Origin of the sequence: Tamlana sp. I1, from assembly GCF_015355625.1 — a bacterium.
Classification (GTDB): domain Bacteria; phylum Bacteroidota; class Bacteroidia; order Flavobacteriales; family Flavobacteriaceae; genus Pseudotamlana.
The window spans coordinates 1-21120 of record NZ_JACLAF010000022.1 but is presented as its reverse complement, the minus strand read 5'-3'; the positions used below and the strand labels follow the sequence as shown (position 1 = coordinate 21120).

Annotated in this window: 17 protein-coding genes; 11 read left to right on the top strand and 6 right to left on the bottom strand. The window is 33.2% G+C overall.

Annotated features, from left to right (window positions below; all coding sequences use genetic code 11):
• Positions 1-33 precede the first annotated feature (33 nt).
• Positions 34-1179, bottom strand: coding sequence for a hypothetical protein (locus H6X70_RS16260; protein ID WP_194768760.1), 1146 nt, complete (start codon positions 1177-1179; stop codon positions 34-36).
• Positions 1180-1456: 277 nt separating this feature from the next.
• Here H6X70_RS16260 and H6X70_RS16255 point away from each other — a divergent pair, with 277 nt between their 5' ends.
• Together H6X70_RS16255 and H6X70_RS16250 are read left to right on the top strand one after the other, a co-directional pair.
• Positions 1457-2551 carry a DUF3667 domain-containing protein gene (locus H6X70_RS16255; protein ID WP_194768759.1) on the top strand — a complete coding sequence of 365 codons (1095 nt, stop codon included), beginning with the start codon at positions 1457-1459 and terminating at the stop codon, positions 2549-2551.
• Between the two features lie 370 nt (positions 2552-2921).
• Complete coding sequence (locus H6X70_RS16250) at positions 2922-3563, top strand: T9SS type A sorting domain-containing protein (RefSeq protein ID WP_194768758.1); 642 nt, start codon at positions 2922-2924, stop codon at positions 3561-3563.
• A gap of 73 nt (positions 3564-3636) precedes the next feature.
• Here H6X70_RS16250 and uvrA read toward each other — a convergent pair whose 3' ends face one another.
• Positions 3637-6423 (bottom strand): excinuclease ABC subunit UvrA, encoded by a 2787-nt coding sequence (uvrA, locus tag H6X70_RS16245; protein WP_194768757.1) that lies wholly within the window; start codon positions 6421-6423, stop codon positions 3637-3639.
• 239 nt (positions 6424-6662) lie between these two features.
• On the opposite strand from uvrA, the gene H6X70_RS16240 reads away from it, so the two are divergent.
• A complete protein-coding gene (locus H6X70_RS16240) occupies positions 6663-7247 on the top strand; it encodes an RNA polymerase sigma factor (RefSeq protein ID WP_194768756.1) in 585 nt (194 codons plus the stop codon).
• Between the two features lie 55 nt (positions 7248-7302).
• Positions 7303-7449 (top strand): hypothetical protein, encoded by a 147-nt coding sequence (locus H6X70_RS16235; protein ID WP_194768755.1) that lies wholly within the window; start codon positions 7303-7305, stop codon positions 7447-7449.
• A gap of 27 nt (positions 7450-7476) precedes the next feature.
• On the opposite strand, the gene H6X70_RS16230 is transcribed toward H6X70_RS16235, so the two are convergent.
• Complete coding sequence (locus H6X70_RS16230) at positions 7477-8139, bottom strand: endonuclease III domain-containing protein (RefSeq protein WP_194768754.1); 663 nt, start codon at positions 8137-8139, stop codon at positions 7477-7479.
• 35 nt (positions 8140-8174) lie between these two features.
• On the opposite strand from H6X70_RS16230, the gene bcp reads away from it, so the two are divergent.
• Complete coding sequence (bcp, locus tag H6X70_RS16225; protein ID WP_194768753.1) at positions 8175-8627, top strand: thioredoxin-dependent thiol peroxidase; 453 nt, start codon at positions 8175-8177, stop codon at positions 8625-8627.
• A gap of 57 nt (positions 8628-8684) precedes the next feature.
• On the opposite strand, the gene H6X70_RS16220 is transcribed toward bcp, so the two are convergent.
• Positions 8685-10148 carry a TonB-dependent receptor gene (locus H6X70_RS16220; RefSeq protein WP_194768752.1) on the bottom strand — a complete coding sequence of 488 codons (1464 nt, stop codon included), beginning with the start codon at positions 10146-10148 and terminating at the stop codon, positions 8685-8687.
• Between the two features lie 94 nt (positions 10149-10242).
• On the opposite strand from H6X70_RS16220, the gene H6X70_RS16215 reads away from it, so the two are divergent.
• Both H6X70_RS16215 and H6X70_RS16210 read left to right on the top strand, forming a co-directional pair.
• Positions 10243-11004 carry an MBL fold metallo-hydrolase gene (locus H6X70_RS16215; protein ID WP_194768751.1) on the top strand — a complete coding sequence of 254 codons (762 nt, stop codon included), beginning with the start codon at positions 10243-10245 and terminating at the stop codon, positions 11002-11004.
• A gap of 10 nt (positions 11005-11014) precedes the next feature.
• Positions 11015-11515, top strand: a complete 501-nt coding sequence (locus H6X70_RS16210; RefSeq protein WP_194768750.1) for a hydrolase — start codon at positions 11015-11017, stop codon at positions 11513-11515.
• 2 nt (positions 11516-11517) lie between these two features.
• Here the strand turns inward: H6X70_RS16210 and H6X70_RS16205 are convergent, their stop codons facing one another.
• The gene (locus H6X70_RS16205) at positions 11518-11886 is read right to left on the bottom strand and encodes a DNA topoisomerase IV (RefSeq protein ID WP_194768749.1); all 369 of its coding nucleotides are present in this window, start codon (positions 11884-11886) and stop codon (positions 11518-11520) included.
• 36 nt (positions 11887-11922) lie between these two features.
• Positions 11923-12321: a helix-turn-helix domain-containing protein gene (locus H6X70_RS16200; protein WP_194768748.1), complete on the bottom strand. Its 399-nt coding sequence runs from the start codon at positions 12319-12321 to the stop codon at positions 11923-11925.
• A gap of 290 nt (positions 12322-12611) precedes the next feature.
• On the opposite strand from H6X70_RS16200, the gene H6X70_RS16195 reads away from it, so the two are divergent.
• The 4 genes from H6X70_RS16195 to H6X70_RS16180 form a co-directional block, all read left to right on the top strand.
• A complete protein-coding gene (locus H6X70_RS16195) occupies positions 12612-13748 on the top strand; it encodes a M14 metallopeptidase family protein (RefSeq protein ID WP_194768747.1) in 1137 nt (378 codons plus the stop codon).
• A 79-nt stretch (positions 13749-13827) separates the two neighbouring features.
• Entirely contained in the window at positions 13828-14310 is a 483-nt protein-coding gene (locus tag H6X70_RS16190; RefSeq protein ID WP_194768746.1) for an Lrp/AsnC family transcriptional regulator, read from the top strand.
• 272 nt (positions 14311-14582) lie between these two features.
• Positions 14583-14669 carry a transposase gene (locus tag H6X70_RS17080; protein WP_410529889.1) on the top strand — a complete coding sequence of 29 codons (87 nt, stop codon included), beginning with the start codon at positions 14583-14585 and terminating at the stop codon, positions 14667-14669.
• A gap of 438 nt (positions 14670-15107) precedes the next feature.
• A partial coding sequence (locus H6X70_RS16180; protein WP_194768744.1) for a PKD domain-containing protein occupies positions 15108-21120 on the top strand: 6013 nt, incomplete at its 3' end.

The window sequence follows — 21120 nt, the reverse complement described above, 5'->3', positions numbered from 1 at the left end:
GCTTTCCATACTAACCAACCAAAATTTTAAATATTATATACGTCTTGAAGACGATCTTGCTTTATTATTAGAACTTCTGCTTTGGTTCTGGGCAGTTGTTCTTTGTGTTGTTTTATTTGCTTTAGATCGAGATGCCGTAGACTGTCTGACTTGTTTTTGATTATTTGCAGAGACTCTAGCAACTTGGCTATTTCTATTTTTGTCTAAAGTTCTATTAGATATACGTGTGTTTTTTTGATTTGGATTTTTTGCAACATGTTCTTGGGTTCTTTTTTTGTTTTGAGTATATGTATTTGTTCTTTTTCTATTGTTGTTTACTGTTGTTTTTTTGTTGCTTTTGTATGCTCTAGATTTATTTGGTTGCTTATAATGGTTATTGGCAACACTTCTCGTGGTATTTCTAGAGTTATTTATAGCAGCAGTCCTGTTTTTAGAGCTTCTGTTTACAGTGGCGTAATTTCTGTTTCTTTGAATATCATGCCCACGTCTAGAAGCGATAGCTGTTCTAGGTCTTGCATTGTTAATAAATGGTCGTACATAACGGTAGCGAACTGGACGGTAGTGCGTTCTGTACGGTCTGTTGTAAACAACGCAATAATTTGGTCTTGGTACACGGTAATACCTGTGCCAAGGTCTGAAAATATAACCTCTATTATAAAGGTTTATATAGCCAGTGGTGTATGTAAATTGATTGTAATTATTGTAAAAAACGTTTAAGCTTCCAACTCTTGCTATGCGACCAAAGTTGTTGTAAAATACATTTACATTTCCTGCTTGAATTACGCGACCGTAATCGTCATAATAGATTGGAATGTTTTCAATTTGAACAATAGCACCGTATTCATCATACTGAACATAACCATTATAATTATAGCCTGAATTAAAACTTACATTCACATTTCCTGTGTTTATGGATACATTTAAATTAGCGCGGTTTCCAAGAATATTAAAATCAAATTGACCATCAGGGAAAATTGAAAATTCAATGTTGCTTTCAATAAATATGAATGAGTTGCCGTAATTTGAAGTCGTTGCTAAGGCGTTTGAATTCATTTCGTTTGAAGACAATGCTTGAATCGAAAAGAACGAAAACATAAAACCAGCAAATAACAAAATCATTTTATTGCTTAAACCATTAATCGTTTTTAAGTCTTTTTGTGTTTTTTTTGAAATTTTCATAAGTATAAGTTTTAAACGTTCACGCTTGTTGAATTACAAACAGCGTGCCATAAAATTCATAATGGATTTAATTATCTTATTTTCAGCCTGTTAACATGTTTTTGAATTGCGCTGTTCATGAGTTTTACTGTTGAAAAGGTAGAGGTTGAAATTGAATCATTTCTTTTTTTTGAACTAAAACATGTTAAATAGTATATAAAAAATGGATATTAAGTTCTTCTGAAGAAGGATAAATTATTTTGAAAATCCGTACTTTTATCAAAATGAATACTGATAGATGAAGTCAAAAAAGGAGATCTGTAAAAATTGCGAAAAGACCTTTAAAGAAAAATTTAAATTTTGTCCCTATTGCGGGCAACAGGCTAAAGACAAATTAACAGTAAAAGTTCTTTTTTATAATACAATAAATAATTATTTCTCTTTTGATGCTAGATTTTATAAGAGTTTTTCTCCTTTATTATTTAAGCCAGGGTATTTAGCAATTAAGTTTATAGAAGGCAAGCGTTTAATGTATTTGCACCCTGCGCAGATGTATTTATTTGTTTCTATTGTATTTTTCTTTTTGTTTTCTTTTGTTCAAAATGAACAAGTTAAAAACCTAGATGTAGAGTTGCAAAAAACAAAAGCGCCGGAAAGCACTCTTAATTTCGATTTGTCTGAACAAAAAATAGATTCCTTAGATGCGCAGTTTGTTGATGGTGCTTTTATCGTAGATTCATCTTTAGGTCAAACTGATACAGGTAAAGGGCATCATGTTATAGCTAATTTTTCTGAAGAAAAGCTGTCTACTATGCTAGATCCTGAAGCAGCTAAGCATAAAGGTATGTTTAGCTTGGATTTTAATTATAAAATTCTTGATTCATTAATAAATAACAGGGCTTCAAGAGATATAATATTAACCCATATGGGTATGAGTGACGACCCTGGTTTTTTTGAGAAACGATTTTACACACAGGCTTTAAGGTTTTATGAAACTAGGCGAGGAGGAAGAGTACTCCAGACTTTTTATGACGCGATTCCTTATGCTATGTTTATTTTGTTGCCAATTTTTGCTTTAATTTTAAAGTCGCTATATTTTAAGAAAGGTTTGTATGCGAGTTATTTGGTGTTTAGTTTTTACTATTTCTCGTTTATTTTTACGCTTTTCAGTTTGTTTCTTGTAGGTAGTTTTATAACACAGCTTCCAGATTGGTGTTATTCGCTTACGGGTTTAATGATTTTTGTGTATCTCATGGTTGCTATAAAAAACTTTTATAAGCAAGGGTGTCTCGTAACCATATTAAAAACTTTTATTGTTAGTCTTGTTTTTTTACTTGTTGTAATGCCTTTAACGGTTATTGTGTTAAGTGGTTTTGCTTTCCTTTTTTATTAACTACTTATTTTTGTCTTTTTTAAATACTCTGAATTTATAGTGTTAGCGCTTCTTATTAATTAGTAGAACCAAAGTAAAATCTATGTTTTTATTTTGATAATTGCTGTAATCTAATAAAAAAATGTGTGCTTTTTCATATTGTTTAGCTGTGCAATTAACTGAATGTTAGAATTATTTGTGGTTTATTTCTTAAAAATGAGCCTCTGAAAAGACCTTTAAAATAGAGTGGATTTAGTTTTTGTCTAGTTGAAATCTAGTTCTTTTTGCTGTAATGTTTTTTTTTGATGAGTTTGTATCTAGTTGAGAATCTTATAGGATATTGAGTTGAAATTTATATTTGTCATTATAAATCAACTAAATATTTAAGATTATGAAAAAAATTACATTATTACTTTTGTTTGTAGGCTCTTTAGCTTTTTCTCAAAACTCTGTGACTTGGACTAATTATCCAGCAAACCCAACTTATGCTCCAGGGTCAGATATTGATATGCTTTTAGATTACACCTCAATCGATTTAGATTATATTTGTATTTGGGTACGTGAGCTTAACGCAATGGGTGGAACAGTGAATCAGTACGAAGCATTTACCCACTGTCCTTTTGCTGGAGGAGATGATTCGCATCCTAACTCTGCTACTGATTACGCGTATACATTCCCAGTTTCAAGTGCAATACCAGAATCTTCTACATTGCCTTCTGGAAATAAATATGTGTTAGTTGTTTTTCTTTCTGCTGAACCTGGACAAGGTACTGCAAATGGTACGCGAGATATTATTATATCTTCAACTGCATCGACAAACGATTTCAACAATACTAAATTAGCGGCTTACTATAACTCTAGAGTAGATGCTGTAGTTGTTAATAGCTCAGTAAGTGGTGACTATGCGATTTATGATTTGACAGGTAGAGAGATTGTAAATGGAGAGGTTTCTAATGAAATTAGCACAGCATCTTTAAAAAGTGGTCTTTATATATTATCAACCGCTCAAGGTGTGTTGAAATTTGTAAAATAAGTTTAAGAAAAAAAAACACTTTGAAAAAAGGAGTCTTCAATAAGGCTCCTTTTTTTGTTTGATATATTTTGGTTTATAGTTTTTCCTTTAAATATTTTCCAATTTCTGAGGCTTTATTTTTTACAATATCTTCAGGAGTTCCTGTTGCTACAATATTTCCGCCGTTTTCACCGCCACTTGGTCCTAAATCAATAATAAAATCTGCACACTTTATAAGGTCGATATTATGTTCAACAACTATAATGGAATGACCTTTGGAAATTAAAGCATTAAATGACTTTAAAAGCTTTTGAATATCATGAAAATGAAGTCCTGTTGTTGGTTCATCAAATATGAACAAGGCTTTTTCTTTGTTGTTTCCTTTACCTAGAAATGAAGCTAGTTTAATGCGTTGTGCTTCACCGCCAGAAAGGGTAGAAGAACTTTGTCCTAAAGTAACGTAACCCAATCCTACATCTTGTAAAGGTTGTAGTTTGTTTTTAATTTTTGATTGTTCGTTGGCATCAAAAAATGAAATGGCATCATCGATGGTTAAATTTAAAATATCATCAATATTTTTTCCGCCATAAGTGACTTCTAAAACTTCTTTTTTAAAGCGTTTTCCTTTACATGTTTCACATTCTAAATGCACATCTGCCATAAACTGCATTTCAATAGTTACTTCACCTTCACCCTTGCAAGTTTCACAGCGTCCGCCATCAACATTAAAAGAAAAATGTTTGGCTTGGTAGTTTCTAATCGTGCTTAATTTTTGTTTAGAAAATAGAGCACGAATATCATCATAAGCTTTTATGTAGGTAACAGGGTTGGATCTTGACGATCTTCCAATAGGATTTTGGTCTACAAATTCAATATGTTTTATATTGCTAAAATTGCCTTCTAAAGCAGAAAACTGACCAGCTTTATCGCTAAAATCGGTTAGTTTCTTTTGTAATGCTGGAAAAAGTATTTTTTTTACCAAAGTACTTTTTCCGCTTCCAGAAACCCCTGTAATAACCGTTAGCATCCCTAGAGGGAAACGAACATTAATGTTTTTTAAATTATTTTCCCTAGCGCCAATTATATCAATATAATATTTAGAGGTTCTTCTGATTTTTGGGACTTCAATATTTAAATCGCCATTTAAATATTTAGCGGTTAAGGAGTTGGATTTTAAAATTGTTTTAAAATTACCTTCAGCAACTACGTGTCCACCAAGAGTTCCTGCTTCTGGACCAATATCTATAATGGTGTCTGAAGCTTTCATAATATCTTCATCATGTTCAACCACAATAACTGTATTGCCTAAATCACGTAATGCTTTAAGTACCAAAATAAGTTTTTCGGTATCTTTTGGGTGCAAGCCAATGCTGGGTTCATCTAAAATATACATGGAACCCACCAAGCTACTCCCTAAAGAAGTTGCTAAGTTAATACGTTGACTTTCACCTCCAGACAAGGTGTTTGATTTTCTGTTTAAGGTTAAGTAATCTAAACCTACGTTAGACAGAAAAGTTAATCTGTTATTTATTTCTTTTAGTAGACGGTTAGCGATTTTTAAGTCGTAATCATTCAATTCTAGTTGATTAAAAAATACCGTTAGTTTATCTAAAGGCATTTCAACTAAATCGGTAATGGTTGCACCAGCGATTTTCACATAATTGGCTTCAGATCTTAAACGTTTACCGTTGCATGCTTTACATTTTGTTTTTCCGCGGTAACGCGAAAGCATCACACGGTTTTGAATTTTGTAGGCTTTGGCTTCTAATTCGGCGAAAAATGAATTTAAACCTTCAAAATATTGATTTCCAGTCCAAATGAGCTGTTTTTGTGCTTCAGAAAGCTCAAAAAACGGCTTATGAATAGGAAAATCGAATTTATGCGAGTTGTTAACCAATTGGTCTTTGTACCAACTCATACTTTCTCCTCGCCATGGAAAAATGGCGCTTTCGTAAACAGAAAGTCCTGTGTTTGGAATTACTAAATCTTCATCAATACCAATAATATCGCCATAACCTTCACATTTTGGACAGGCGCCATAAGGGTTGTTGAAACTAAATAAATGAACATTCGGTTCTAAAAACGTCATGCCGTCTAGCTCAAAGCTGTTGCTAAAAGCACGTTGTTTATTGTTGCTTAAGGTCTCTATAAAACAAGAACCTTTTCCTTCAAAAAAAGCTGTTTGAATAGCATCTGCTAAACGGTTGTAAAAATCTTCTTCATCTTTTTTTATAACACGATCTACAACAAGAAGTATGTTGTCTTTTTTCGAAGTGCTCTCAATAGCTTCATCTATTCTTAAAATGGAATCATTTACTTTTATTCGTGCATAACCTTGTTGTAAGAGTGTTTTAAGTTTGTCTTCCATACTGCGCCCTTCTTCAAGAATAATAGGAGCGAGCAGGAGCATTTTTTCGCTCTCTGGAAATGTTTTTATATAATTTATAACATCGGTTACTGTGTCTTTCTTCACTTCTAATCCAGAAATAGGTGAGTAGGTTTTTCCAATCCTGGCGAATAAAAGTTTTAAATAATCGTAAATTTCAGTAGTTGTACCTACGGTAGAGCGTGGATTTGTAGAGTTTACTTTTTGCTCGATAGCGATGGCAGGCGCAATTCCTTTAATATATTCAACCTTTGGTTTGTTTAAGCGACCTAAAAATTGTCGCGCATAACTGGATAAACTCTCAACATAGCGTCTTTGTCCCTCAGCATATAAAGTGTCGAACGCTAAACTTGACTTTCCAGAGCCAGATAAACCAGTAATAACGACTAATTTGTTTCTAGGAATAACAACGTCAATATTTTTTAAATTATGTAATTGAGCTCCTTTAATTATAATATTTTCTTTAGGGTTAACGTTGAGAATAGTAGATTTCATAGTCATTTAAGAGATAATCGTGCAAAGATACTATAAGTAATTGTACTAAGGAAACGTATTCTGTTTCAGTGAAATATTAAAAAATATTTAACTTTTTTTCGTTTTTAGGTTTGAATGTTGTTATATTTGGAACAATAATTCAATATTTAATCAGTTTAAGCCTATAGCGTAAAATTACTTTTCAAACATTTAACCCCCAAGCTAAGAAGTTTTCTTCGAAGCAAATAAAAGTAATTGACATGCAAAACGGACTTATTACAGATGCCACCTTGGTTAGTAATTATATAAAAGGTGATGAAGGTGCCTTAGAAACTCTTATTATAAGGCATAAACAAAAAATTTACAGTTTTATTTATTCAAAAGTTTATGATAGAGATGTTGCTGAAGATATTTTTCAGGACACTTTTATTAAAGTTATTCGAACACTAAAACGTGGTTCCTATAATGAAGAAGGTAAGTTTTTGCCTTGGGTGATGCGTATTTCTCATAATTTAGTGATTGATTTCTTTCGAAAAAACAACAGAATGCCAAAATTTGATAATTCTGGCGATTTCAATATATTTTCTGTATTAAGCGATACCAGTTTAAATGCTGAAAAATCAATTATTAAAGAGCAGGTTGAAAGCGATATTAGACGTTTGGTTGATGAGCTTCCTGAAGATCAAAAGGAAGTTTTGTTAATGCGTATTTATAACGATATGAGTTTTAAAGAGATATCGCATAAAACAGGGGTGAGTATTAATACGGCTTTAGGAAGAATGCGTTACGCTTTGATTAACTTGCGTAAAATAATTGACAAGCATAATATTGTTTTAACGAACTAATGCAATAATTTAAATTTAAAGCCGTTATCTTATAAAATCCCTTTAAATATAAGACATGGCAAAAATTTACTCTAAAAATTCTATTAAAAAATCAGAAAATCTTGAACCGAAGGAAGAAACGGTTAATTTTCTTCTAAATTACTCTAAGGCTTTAAGTGTTATTAGTTGTAATAAAATGAAGTTTGAAGCACTTCTAAACTAAGTTTCTAAAAGTCCTAAAATGTAAATTTTAGGACTTTTTTATTTTCTTATAATAATCGTTTAAAACCGATTGACGCCCAATGGTTTTTGTGATGATATCTTTATCTAAATTCCATCCTCTCGCAGGCGAATATTCTCTGCCGTACCAAATAATTTGTAAATGCAAGTCATTCCAAAGTTCTCTTGGAAAAAGTCTTTTTGAGTCTTTTTCAGTTTGGACTACGTTTTTTCCGTTAGTTAAATTCCAACGATACATAAGTCGGTGAATGTGTGTGTCTACAGGGAATGCAGGGACTCCAAAAGCTTGTGATATAACTACGCTAGCTGTTTTATGTCCTACCGCAGGAAGCTCCTCAAGCGCTTCTAAATTATTAGGAACTTCGCCATTATGTTTGTCAATCAGAATTTGTGATAAACCGAAAATCCCCTTGCTTTTCATTGGAGATAAGCCTACAGGTTTTATAATTTCTCTAATTTCTTCAACAGAAAGTTTTACCATATCATACGGATTATCAGCTCTTTCAAACAATAAGGGCGTGATTTGATTTACGCGCACATCGGTGCTTTGTGCCGACATTAAAACCGCAATAAGTAAGGTGTATGGATCTTTATGATCTAAAGGAATTGGTATCTCAGGATAAAGGTCATTTAAGGTTTTTATAACGAATTCAACCTTTTCGTTCTTAGTCATAAATTGTATTTTTGTTAAAAATCAAAGTTAAGACTATGAAAACATTAAAACAAGGTGAAACGGTTCCAGATTTTACTTCAAAAGACGAACAAGGTAATCCGGTTTCTCTAAGTGATTATAAAGGAAAGAAACTTATTGTGTTCTTTTATCCAAAAGCAAGTACGCCAGGTTGTACGGTTGAAGCCTGTAATTTAAGGGATAATTATAAAGCACTTCAAGCAGAAGGCTATGAATTACTTGGTGTTAGCGCCGATTCTGAAAAAAGACAAACAAATTTTAAGAATAAATATGATTTTCCGTTTCCGTTACTGGCAGACGAAGATAAAACTGTGATTAATGCTTTTGGTGTTTGGGGGCCAAAGAAATTTATGGGTCGTGAATATGATGGCATTCATCGAATGACTTTTTTAATTGATGAAAACGGTGTGGTAGAACGCGTTATAGAAAAAGTAAAAACAAAAGATCACGCTGCTCAGATATTAGCGTAAAAAAAAGAGGCTATTTGAATTCATCAAATAGCCTCTTTTTTTATAAATAAATAATAGTTATTTTCTTTTTCTGCTTAAAGTTAATGGTTTTCTAGTATAACCAAATAAGCGGTAATCTTTAATTAATTCTGCAGTACCTTCTGGCACCATATCTTCCCATCCGCGTTCGCCGTTTGAAATCATTTGTAAAATTTCGCGAGAAAATATATTCATAATCTCAGGATCGTAATCTGTAATATCAATTACTTTACCGTTGTATTTGAAGAATTTGTATAACTCCTTCATTCTAGGGTAAACTTTTAGATTTTCACTAGTAATTAATTCACCAGTTTTTGGGTCTAGCATAGGGTATAAATACACTTTTAAATCCTTGAAAAATAATTTACCGAAAGCTTCAAGAATCCCTCCGCTAATATGGCGGTAATATTTTTCATCGAAAATATCGACCAAATTGCTAACGCCCATAGCTAACCCCATACGTGCTTTGGTGTAGTTGGAGAAGTATTCAACCACCTTAAAGTATTCTTGAAAGTTAGTTATCATAACTGATTGACCTAGAGAGCATAATAAATCTGCGCGATCTATAAAGTCCTGTTCGTCTATTTCGCCTTCAGCACGTAAATTTGATAAAGTAATTTCAAAAACTACAACAGTTTTATTGACATCAACTTTATTTTCTTTAATAAACATGTTGTACGATTTCTCATACATAGCCATGTTCACTTTGGTCACTGGTCTAAAACTTCCGCGTAGCGCTAAAATATTTTTCTTGTAGAATACTTTTGCTGGTAAAACATTGGTTCCGTCCGAACCAAACATTACCGCATCGGTCATCCCATTTTTAACGAGTTGTAAACTCATTAATCGGTTATCTACATTTTTAAAAACAGGCCCCGAAAAGTTAATGGTGTCAATTTCTAAACGGTCTTTGTCTAAATGATCATACAAATAACGAAGTAATTTTTTAGGCTCGTTGTATTTGTAAAATGCCCCATAAATTAAATTCGTACCTAATATCCCTAAAGTTTCTTGCTGCAATCTAGCATCGGTTTCTTTAAAACGTAGGTGTAAAATAATTTCGTTGTATTCGGCGTCGGCTTCAATTTGGTATTTAATTCCTACCCAACCATGGCCTTTAAATTGCTTTGCAAAATCAATAGTAGCAACGGTATTGGCGTAGGTGAAGAAAATTTTGTTCGGATTTTTTTCACGAGTTAAGCGATTTTCCATCAAGCTCATCTCATGAGCAAGCATTTTTCTTAAACGTGCTTCGGTAACGTAGCGTCCGTCGTCTTCAGCGCCATAAATGGCATCACTAAAATCTTTATCGTAAGCCGACATCGCTTTTGCGATAGTTCCAGAAGCGCCACCGGCTCTAAAAAAGTGCCTACACGTTTCTTGACCAGCGCCAATTTCGGCAAAAGTTCCGTAAATATTTTCGTTTAAATTTATGCGAAGTGCTTTGGTTTTTAATGAAGGAATATCATCAAACTCTTTATCTCCTTTAATGGTAATTTCCATATGAAAACTTATAATTAAGGTGTGTATACAAAGGTATCAAATAACTATAGCAAATAAAAAAATAAGCTTATTTTTGGCTAAAAATTATCATATTTTGAAAATAACGTTTCTTGGCACAGGTACTTCGCAAGGAATCCCTATTATAGGGAGCGACCACCCGGTTTGTAAGAGTTCAAACCCCAAGGATAAGCGTTTGCGTGTTTCTGTTTTAATAGAATGGAACGATTTTAATTATGTAATTGATTGTGGTCCAGATTTTAGATATCAAATGTTGCGTTCTGGATGCACTAAAATAGACGCCATTATTTTTACACATGAGCACTCCGATCATGTTATGGGCTTGGATGACATCAGACCTTTTTACTTTAAACAAGGTGATATTTCAATTTTTGCTCACAAACGTGTTTTAAAATCATTAAAAAAACGATTCGATTATATTTTTGCAACAAAAAACAGATATCCTGGTGCGCCTTCTGTTCATGTCAATCGAATTAAAAACAAACCCTTTAAATTGAATGATTTAGAGGTTGTTCCTATAAAAGGGAAACATGCCGATTTACAAGTATTCGGATTTAGATTTCTCGATTTTGCATATTTAACGGATATGAAAACGGTTTCAGACAAAGAAATCGAAAAATTAAAAGGTGTAAAAATTCTAGTGGTTAATGCCTTGCGAACACAGCCACACCATTCACATTTTAATTTAGAAGAAGCCTTAGGTTTTATTGAGCAAGTAAAACCCGAAAAAGCTTATTTAACCCATATTAGTCATTTATTAGGATTTCATGACGAAGTTGAAAAAACTTTGCCAAATCATGTTTTTTTAGCTTATGATGGTTTGCAACTAACCCTTTAAATTTTATAAAATGAAGCAAAAGATTTTCATGTATTTATTTATATTTTCAAGCTTACTGGTTTTATTTCAGTATGTTAACTCAAAACGTGTTTTTGAAGATATAGATCGCAAACTGGTAAGTAGTAGAACCCAATTGCAGAAATACAAAGACTCGGTTGCTGTGCTTCAAAACGATATTTTAAAGGTGTCTCATTTTAATTTAGATAGAAATGAAGACGCTATAACTTACTTTGAAAACCAAGGTTACAAAATAGACGAGCTAATTCCTTTTATTAAGGACGAAATTTATAAACTAAATGAAATTAGAGGCGAGCATCCATTAATTCCGTACGCTTCTAGTGAAGGCAGAAAAATGATGATTAACACCATAAAATTGTTAAATCACAAATGGATTATTGCCGATTTTTCGGATGGAGAATATTGGGGTGAATTATTTTTAACTTATGAAATAACAGAAGCCAAAGAATTAAAATTCAACCTTGTTGAATATTTTCTTTACCCTAATTACTAGAATTAGTTGACTTTATAAGCTATTCCTTTTTGTTTTTTTGTTTCGCCCACATAGGAGTATTCGTAAGTGTACGAGGAATCTGTTGTGGTTAATATTTTTAAGTGAATATCCTTTCTTTCAGCCATATTCTTCGGGTTGATGGTTTTAAAAACAACTTCGCAGTCGTTTATCCAACGTAGTTGAGACGAATCTACTTTATTGTTATAAGTTTCAACTTGAATATTCTCATCCCTTTTAAAAGTAGATTTAAACAATTGGTTGTTTATGGTTACTTCGCTATAAAATTCGCCAGTTTTATAGTGTTTGCAGTCTCTAGATTTCTCATAACAACTAAACAAAACAAAAAGAAGTAAAAAGGGTAGAAATCGCATAAAAGAATTTTTAAGCAAAATTAACAAAGTATCTGGTTAATTCTTGTAATTTTTAAAAGTTCCGTCGGAATAAAAAATAACGATGCGTTCAATGGTTTTGTCTTCTATACTATTGCTAGTTGGTTTTTTCTCGATAATTTCTTCAAAATCTAAATTTGTTTGAGAATTTGGAATTTTAAAAGTTTCTTGCGTAATCGATTTTTTTTCGACTGTAGGAAATTCACCTTTTCCATTTAATAGCCAATACAAATTAACTTCGGGAAAAGAGGATAGAATTTTAAGTACAAAATCTAAACTGGGTTTATTTCTTCCAGATAGGATGTGTGAAATGCTAGAACGTTGCACTTCTATTTTTTCGGCGAATGATGAGGCTGATTCACCATAATAATCCATGACTTTTTGAAGTCTTTTTACGAAATCTTCGTTGTTTATCATTGTAAACAAAAGGTTAGGCGTTTTGCTGTTACAAATGTAACGAATTTAATTTAAATCACAATAAACGGATGTTTTAATAGCTTAATTTATTCAATTATAACTAGAAATAGGTGTATTCAAGTACCTGAAATAAAGGTTCTTAATGATTTGTTTCAAAACACCAATTAATTTCTTATAAAAACAAGTCATTAAAGCACAAAATACGTTTAACGATGTAAACTATCGGGCCTTTTTTATTGTTTACAATTGTAATTTAGTAATTGTTTACATTTGTAACCTAAATGAAAATCATGCAAACAGAAGTTATTAATTCCTTATTTTTAAAACACAAAGAAAGCGACCTTTATGGGCGTTATATAACCAATAAACATATTGAACCATTACTTAATAAGTTGCCCGAAAAAGTTCATGTAGATGTTATTGGGCATTCTGTTCAAAAGAAATCTATTTATGGTTTAAAAGTTGGTCAAGGAAATAAACGTATATTATTATGGTCTCAAATGCATGGCAACGAATCGACCACAACTAAAGCTTTATTCGACCTCTTAAATACGCTTTTGGTTGATAAATCACCTTTTAAACACATTTTAGAGCATTGTACCTTATATATAATACCTATTTTAAATCCAGATGGCGCAGCTGCATATACGCGTATAAACGCTAATGAAGTTGATTTAAACCGCGATGCTCAAAATCTAACTCAGCCTGAAAGTCGCGTATTAAGATCTGTTTTTAATGACTTTAAACCTCATTTTTGCTATAATTTACATGGACAGCGTACTATTTTTAGTGCGGGAAACACGAATAAATCGGCTACTGTGTCCTTTTTATCGCCAGCACAAGACCAAGCGTGCACGATAACATCTAATAGAAAAAGAGCTATGGAAGTAATTGCTGTAATGAATAATGTCTTGCAGCAAGAAATTCCGAATCAAGTAGGTGTGTACGATGATGCTTTTAATATTAATTGCGTAGGGGATACGTTTCAAAGTGAGAATGTGCCAACTATTTTATTTGAATCTGGTCATTATCATAACGACTATCAGCGAGAAAAAACCCGTGAGCTTATATATATGTCTTATATAGCATCGTTAGATTATATTTCTAAAAATGAAGTTTCAGGCGAATATTACAAACCTTATTTAGATATTCCTGAAAACGAAAAGTGTTTTTTAGACATTATTATTAGAAATGCAAAGAAAAATGGCGTTTCTGTAGATGTTGGAATACAATATCAAGAGCGATTAATCGATAATAATATAAAATTTGTTCCTAAAGTGCTACATATTGAAAAACTAGACACTATTTTTGGTCATAAAGAGATTGAAGCTAATGATAATGAGGTGTTTAGTGAGAACGGAAAAGCAATAGAACTAGACAGCGAAAACGTTTTCGTAATAATAAATAATGAAAAAATATTGTTATAATCGAAATAAATCACATGTTTTATAGGTTATTTTTAATGAAAATGTATTAATTTTGCTTAATACTTAAGAATAGTTAATTATGGGTAAAATAAAATTAGACGAAATTGATCATCAAATTCTTGATATGTTAATTGATAACACAAGAATTCCATTTACAGATATAGCAAAAAAATTATTAATCTCGGCAGGAACAGTTCATGTTCGTGTAAAAAAGATGGAGGAGTCTGGAATTATTAAAGGTTCTTCATTAATGCTTGATTATAAAAAATTAGGATATTCTTTTATCGCTTACGTAGGGGTGTATTTAAACAACACTTCGCAAACAAAATTTGTTTTAGAGCGTATTAATGAAATTGCTTATGTAACTGTAGCGCACATTACAACAGGAAAATTTAATATTTTCTGTAAAATTAGAGCGAGAAGTACAGAGCACGCAAAAGAAGTTATCTTTTTATTAGACGATATTGAAGGGGTTTATAGAACAGAAACTATGATTTCTTTAGAAGAAAGCATCAATGATAAAAAACGTTTGATGCATTCTATTTTCAATGAAATGAATTAAGAATAAAATTAGAAATGTTATAAAGAGGCTGTCTGAAAAGACAGCCTTATTTTTTACCATTTTTCTAGTGAATTCTTAAATTTAAGAGTGAGCAGAAAAGTGATTTTTAAGACTTATAGTTAAGATTATTTAAGTCTTTTATCTTCAAGTAGTGATGATTTAGTTTCAGTTAATCATCCCGTTCGCATTGTAATACACTTTTGACTACATCTACATTAGTGCTTTAAAAGCAAGCTATAAAGCCGTTGATACTTCAAGACTCCCAACCGCGCATGTTACTCAAGGTTATCATCTATGCTTATTTACGTAATCTATATTCCTCACGTAAAATAGAACAGGTACTACAAGAAAACATGTGATATTAAGTATCAATTATATGTTTTTTAACCTCCCTTTAATAAGGATATATGTATTCTTTCTCATCTAAGTATGTTGCTTTTTATAGCGATATTATTATTGTATCATTTTTTTTCTTTTTGATTAAGAAAACAGCTTCGGATTATAGAGGAATTTTTCACAAGAGTGCTATTGGTTATTTTGTCTTATACCTATAGGTCGCTAATAGCCTTAATCTGTGAATTTTGCAATTCATAAGAATCGATTTTGTTAGATGTGTTGTTTATCGAATAAAGCTGTAAGCTAACGTTATTAAAGGTTTTTTTTGATTTTTATTGTCAATTTTACAAAATAGTTAATCCAATTGAATTTCCAGTTTATAAAATATTTTCTTCTGGTTAATAAATCTTTAAAATATATAATAATCATAAAAACAACCATCTATTCAAAATTTTTACGTTATGTCATTTTGCTATAAAACAATTGTTGTTGGCTTTTTAGTGTTAATCAGTCATCATGTCTCTCTCTCTCAATCAATCAATTTCGGCGCTTCAGGTTTAGTAGGAGCGAATATAAACAACCCAACATCTCTGGATTTTGGCCCAAACAATAAATTGTATGTCGCCCAGCAAGATGGTGTTATTTGGGAGTATGAAGTAAGTAGAGATGAAGAAGGACCAGGTAATGGGACTTATACTATTTTAAATAGTAATCAAATCACTATAATTAAAGAGAATACACCCAATCACAACGATGATGGGACAAATAATTCTACAAAAAAACGCCAGATTACGGGATTATTAACAGCTGGTACAAATACCAACCCGATTCTATATGTTACTTCTTCCGACTCCCGTATAGGTGGAGGAGGTGGAGCCGGAAATGATGTTAATCTAGATACGAATTCAGGAATTTTGTCTCGACTTCGTTGGAATGGTTCAACTTGGGAAAAAGTGGATTTAGTGAGGGGACTTCCTCGCTGTGAAGAAAATCATTCAACAAACGGACTAGATTTATTTACCAGAGGAGGGTCTACTTATCTGTTAATTCAGCAAGGTGGAAATACAAATCAAGGAGCTCCTAGTAATAATTTTGCAGGCTCATCTGAGTATTATTTAGCCGGTGCATTATTAATTGTTAATATCACACAACTAGAACAAATGGAGGCTTCAAATGGAGGCTCGTATTTAGATCCAAGAACAAATACTCCTTATATTTATGATCTTCCATCATTAAACGATCCTGAACGATTAGATATTAATAATACGCATCCTAATTTTCCGTATTCAGCATCTCATCCGCTTTACAATGCTACAATCGATTTAGGAGATCCATTTGGTGGTAATAACGGTTTAAATCAAACATTTCCTGAAAATGGTGGTCCGGTACAAATCTTTTCGCCAGGTTATAGAAATGCCTTTGATGTAGTTGTTACATCAGACGGGAGAATTTTTACAGGTGATAATGGGCCAAACGGAGGCTGGGGTGGTACACCTTTAATTTATGATAGTAATGATCAGTTAAAAGGCACACATAAAACGACCACTTATGATTCGGCAGCTGGAGATTATATTACGAATGAATTTAATATTGAAAATGGTAAAACCTATGGTGATGCATTACATTATGTTGGAACTATAAATGACCCGAATAATACGTATTATGCAGGTCATCCCGTACCTATTAGAGCTTTTCCTGATAAAGCTGGAGTTTATAAATTTGAGTATGATGGCAATACTTGGGTTGAAAATGGTTCTTATGATTGGTCTGCCTTAATTAGTGGTGTGCGAGGGTATTTTAATACAGAGTTTACCATGGCAGATTTTCCATCGGATATTCGTCAAGGTGAATATCTAGCAGATGCTATATCAAGCCCTAAGGTAAATATATTAGACATAGTGGGGTCTTCAACAAATGGCTTATGTGAATATACAGCTTCAAATTTTGATGGCGCAATACAAGGAGATATTCTTACGGCATCTTTTAACGGAAGTATTAATAGATACAGTTTAGATACAGGTGGAACAACACTATTATCAAAAGACAATGCTTTTCTAAGTGGATTTGGTAACATTCCCTTAGATCTTATTGCTATGGGGGATAATAGCATGTTTCCTGGTACAATATGGGTTGTTACTTATGGAGCAGATGATATTACTGTTTTTGAACCTGGAGATTTTGGAGATTGTTTTCAGCCAGGTGATTCGGAATACGACGGAATGGCTGATTATGATAGTGACGGATTTACAAATGATGATGAAATTAACAATGGGACTAATCATTGTTCTGCAGGCAGTAGTCCTAGTGATAATGATGGAGATTTTATTTCCGATTTAGCCGACCCTGATGATGACAATGATGGTATTCCTGATAATCAAGATGTGTTTTCAATAGATTCTCAGAATGGACTTACATCAAACCTTCCTATTCTTTACCCTTTTTGGAATAATGATCCGGGGACAGGATTTTTCGGCTTAGGATTTACTGGGTTAATGACAGATCCAACTGGTACTATTAATTACCTTTCACAATATGATGAAGTTAATCTTTCTTTTGGTGGTGCCGGAGGAAAAGCTACAGTTGATGCGGTCTCTTCAGGAGATGCTTTAGGTTCTCAAAATTCTCAGGAAAATGCATTTCAGTTTGGTGTTAATGTTGATGAAAACTCAAATCCATTTACAGTACACTGTAAAGTAGCAACTCCATTTAATGGAGCTGCTCCAATTGCTGGACAATCTTACGGTGTGTATATTGGAAATGGAGACCAGGATAACTATTTAAAAGTTGCTCTGATGGAAGGGGTAACAAGTGGTGATAATACCTATGGTTTTGAAATTGTGAATGAGATTAACGGAGTTAGTAACACAACTACTTTTGATGCGCCAGAACTTCTACAGGCGGCTGGAGTTGACTTGTATATTAATGTCACCCCAGAGACAAATTCTGCTCGAATATTTTATTCTCTAAATAGTGGTTTAGATATTTTACAATTGGGTCCAGAACAAACTTTAGCTTCTAGTTTTTTGAATGCTTCAGATAATAAAGGGATGGCTGTTGGAATAATAGGAACTTCAGGAAGTTCTAATTCAACATATATTGCTACCTGGGATTTTATTAATATTACCGAAGACCAGCCTAGTACTTTACATCCCAATCCAGATGCATTGGATTTTGAGTCATTAGTTATAAATAGTAGTCCTGTTGAACTAAATTTAGAACTTTCTAATGAAGGAAGCCCTGCAAATGGCGCTATTGAGGTAAGCGAGATTAATTTTTCAGGGGTTAACGCAAATTTATTTACGAGTACGTTAAACCTTCCATTATCTGTTGGGCCAGGTTCAGAAATACTTATCCCTATTAAACTTATTCCAGACGGAAATTCTGGTGTTAAATTAGCATATTTAGAGGTAACACATTCTGGAGTAAATAGCCCACTAATAATCCCTTTAAATGCAGTAATAAGTGATCAAAATGTATCACCAATAGTGCGTATTAATGCAGGTGGCTCATCAGTAACTAATAGTACGGATGATGGTCCAGATTGGGAATCTAACCCATCAAATGGAGCCTATAGTGGAACGTCTTATACGGTAAATACTGGAATTAGAACTTCTAGTAGTTTTCTTTACTCTAATAGACATAGTTCAATCCCAGATTATATAGATCAAAATACTTTTAGTGCATTATTTGGTAGATACAGGTATGATGCCAGTACAGCTCCTGAAATGGATTTTTCAATTCCTGTTTCTAATGGTAATTATACTGTTAATTTATATTTAGGAAATGCTTATGCTGGCACAAGTAAAGTAGGTGATAGAGTCTTTGATATACTTTTAGAAGATGAAGTAGTTCAGGATGATCTGGATTTAATTTCTACATTTGGGTATAAGGTAGCAGGGATGCTATCTTATCCTGTTACAGTAAACGATGGGGTATTGAATGTTTCATTTGGACATGTTGTGGAAAACCCGTTAGTTAACGCTATAGAAATAATTAGCGGAACAGTAATACCTAATAATTCGCCAGTTGCAGAAGTCAGTGCTACTCCGTTGACAGGAGCGGGACCTCTTGAGGTTACGTTTACAGGAAGTAATTCTACAGATGATAAAGGAATAGCGGCCTATTTTTGGGATTTTGGAGATGGAAACTATGATACAGTAGCAGATCCTGTACATACATTTAATACAGAAGGAAACTACTCTGTAAGTCTTACAGTAACTGATACTGAAGGAATACAAGATACTAAAGTGTTACTCATTGAAGTAACAGAAGCCCTGCCTCTTGGATTGGTAGCCAATTCTGAGACCTTAGATTTTGGCGCACAAACTATAAACGGAGCAGCAGTTCAGATAGATCTTAACCTGTTTAACAATGATGATGCAGGAGAAGTTATTAGTATTAGTGCTATAACCTTTTCAGGAACAGATGCCTTGCTCTTTAGTCATGAAGAGACGCTACCGCTTGATGTCCCAATTCAAAACTCACAAATAATACCGATTACTTTTACTCCGGATGGGACAGCAGGTGAAAAATCTGCTACATTAGAAATCATACATTCAGGAGCTAATAGCCCACTAATTGTTTCGTTAAGTAGTGAAACAACAGCGTTTACACCTTTATTACTTACTTCAATATCTGATCAATTTAATCATGTAGGAGACTCAAGTTCATTGGTGTTGTTTGCTAGTGGAGGTGATCCAAATGAGAATGTAACTTATAGTATTAGTAATCAACCAGCAGGTATAATTGTTGAGTCTACTAATGGGCATTTAACAGGTAATATTGATGCTTCAGCCTTGACAGGTGGACCTAATAATGATGGTGTTTATGTAGTTACTGTAGTAGCTTCAAAAGTTGGTTCTGTAGATGCTACGCAGCAGTTCACATGGACTATTACAGATGATTCAGATCATTATTGGGTTGATAAGGATGAGGATGAAAATTATACGGCTCGCCATGAGTGTTCTTTTGTACAAGCAGGTGATAAATTCTATTTGTTTGGAGGAAGAGAAAATGCTAAAAGTTTAGATATATATGACTATACAAACAATAGCTGGAATACATTGACTAATTCTGCGCCAATCGATTTTAATCACTTTCAAGCGGTAGAGTATCAAGGTTTAATTTGGGTTATAGGTGCATTTAAAACCAATACTTACCCAATAGAAGCACCTGCGGATAATATTTGGTCGTTTAATCCTGCAACAGAAGAATGGATACAGGGACCAGAAATACCAAGTAATCGTAAAAGAGGTTCTACAGGTCTCGTAGTTTACAATGGGAAATTTTATATTCTTGCGGGAAATACTATAGGTCATAGTGGAGGTTATGTTAGCTGGTTTGATGAATACGACCCTGCTACAGGAATCTGGACAGAATTAGAAGATGCTCCAAGACCTAGAGATCATTTCCATGCAGCCGTTATAAATGGTAAATTATATGCGGCCTCAGGGCGTCTTTCTGGTGGAGAAGGAGGTGTTTTCGGACCATCAATTTCCGAAGTAGATGTCTATGATTTTACGACCCAAAGTTGGAGTACCTTGCCAAGTGTTCAAAATATCCCTACACCAAGGGCAGCAGCAGTTGTTGCTAATTTTGAAAATAAATTAATTGTATCAGGTGGTGAGTCAACAGCAAAATCGGATGCCTTTGATGTAACTGAAATTTATGATCCTGTTTCTCAATCATGGTCTGTTGGTAATCCATTAAATCATCAAAGACACGGAACTCAGGGAATTGTTTCTGGGAATGGAATATTTATTGTTGGAGGATCTCCTAATAGAGGTGGAGGTAATCAAAAAAACATGGAATTTTATGGGCAAGATAATCCTACTGGAATTGCTAGTGTTGCTAGTTTATTAAGTGCCTCAGAAACGCAAGTGTTTACAGTTGGGGAAACAAAAATGATTACTGTTAGCAATTCGGGAGGCAATATTGGTGCTATACTTAATTCTATTACGATTTCAGGAGATGATGCTTCAGAATTCCAAATTGATTCAGGTAATATTCCATATAAGCTTATTAATGCAAATTCTTCTCATAATATTGTGATTAGTCACACGGGAAGTACTTCTAATAAGTCTGCTACACTTACTCTAAACTACAATAATTCAGAAAGTCTGGATATTCAATTAAGTGTTTCAGTTACAGGTAATCAATCACCAGTTGCGATAGCCAGCGCTTCAGGTTTAATAGGAGAAGCACCGTTTGAAGTTTCCTTTACGGGAAGCAACTCTACGGATGATGAGGGAGTGGTGGCATATCATTGGGATTTCGGAGACGGAAATACAGATACTTCAGCTAACCCTATTCATACATATATCAATGAAGGTAATTATATTGTTACGCTTACTGTAACCGATATAGAAGGCCTACAAGGGACTCAACAACTTACTATTGATGTAGCAGCAAACATGCCAGCATCTTTGGTAGCAAACCCAGAAAGTCTTGATTTTGGTATTCAAGCCCTTGATG

Coding starts and splice junctions, on each gene's coding strand:
- H6X70_RS16260 (WP_194768760.1), bottom strand. CDS start 1,179: ATGAAAATTTCAAAAAAAACACAAAAAGACTTAAAAACGATTAATGGT.
- H6X70_RS16255 (WP_194768759.1), top strand. CDS start 1,457: ATGAAGTCAAAAAAGGAGATCTGTAAAAATTGCGAAAAGACCTTTAAA.
- H6X70_RS16250 (WP_194768758.1), top strand. CDS start 2,922: ATGAAAAAAATTACATTATTACTTTTGTTTGTAGGCTCTTTAGCTTTT.
- uvrA (WP_194768757.1), bottom strand. CDS start 6,423: ATGAAATCTACTATTCTCAACGTTAACCCTAAAGAAAATATTATAATT.
- H6X70_RS16240 (WP_194768756.1), top strand. CDS start 6,663: ATGCAAAACGGACTTATTACAGATGCCACCTTGGTTAGTAATTATATA.
- H6X70_RS16235 (WP_194768755.1), top strand. CDS start 7,303: ATGGCAAAAATTTACTCTAAAAATTCTATTAAAAAATCAGAAAATCTT.
- H6X70_RS16230 (WP_194768754.1), bottom strand. CDS start 8,139: ATGACTAAGAACGAAAAGGTTGAATTCGTTATAAAAACCTTAAATGAC.
- bcp (WP_194768753.1), top strand. CDS start 8,175: ATGAAAACATTAAAACAAGGTGAAACGGTTCCAGATTTTACTTCAAAA.
- H6X70_RS16220 (WP_194768752.1), bottom strand. CDS start 10,148: ATGGAAATTACCATTAAAGGAGATAAAGAGTTTGATGATATTCCTTCA.
- H6X70_RS16210 (WP_194768750.1), top strand. CDS start 11,015: ATGAAGCAAAAGATTTTCATGTATTTATTTATATTTTCAAGCTTACTG.
- H6X70_RS16205 (WP_194768749.1), bottom strand. CDS start 11,886: ATGCGATTTCTACCCTTTTTACTTCTTTTTGTTTTGTTTAGTTGTTAT.
- H6X70_RS16200 (WP_194768748.1), bottom strand. CDS start 12,321: ATGATAAACAACGAAGATTTCGTAAAAAGACTTCAAAAAGTCATGGAT.
- H6X70_RS16195 (WP_194768747.1), top strand. CDS start 12,612: ATGCAAACAGAAGTTATTAATTCCTTATTTTTAAAACACAAAGAAAGC.
- H6X70_RS16190 (WP_194768746.1), top strand. CDS start 13,828: ATGGGTAAAATAAAATTAGACGAAATTGATCATCAAATTCTTGATATG.
- H6X70_RS17080 (WP_410529889.1), top strand. CDS start 14,583: ATGTTACTCAAGGTTATCATCTATGCTTATTTACGTAATCTATATTCC.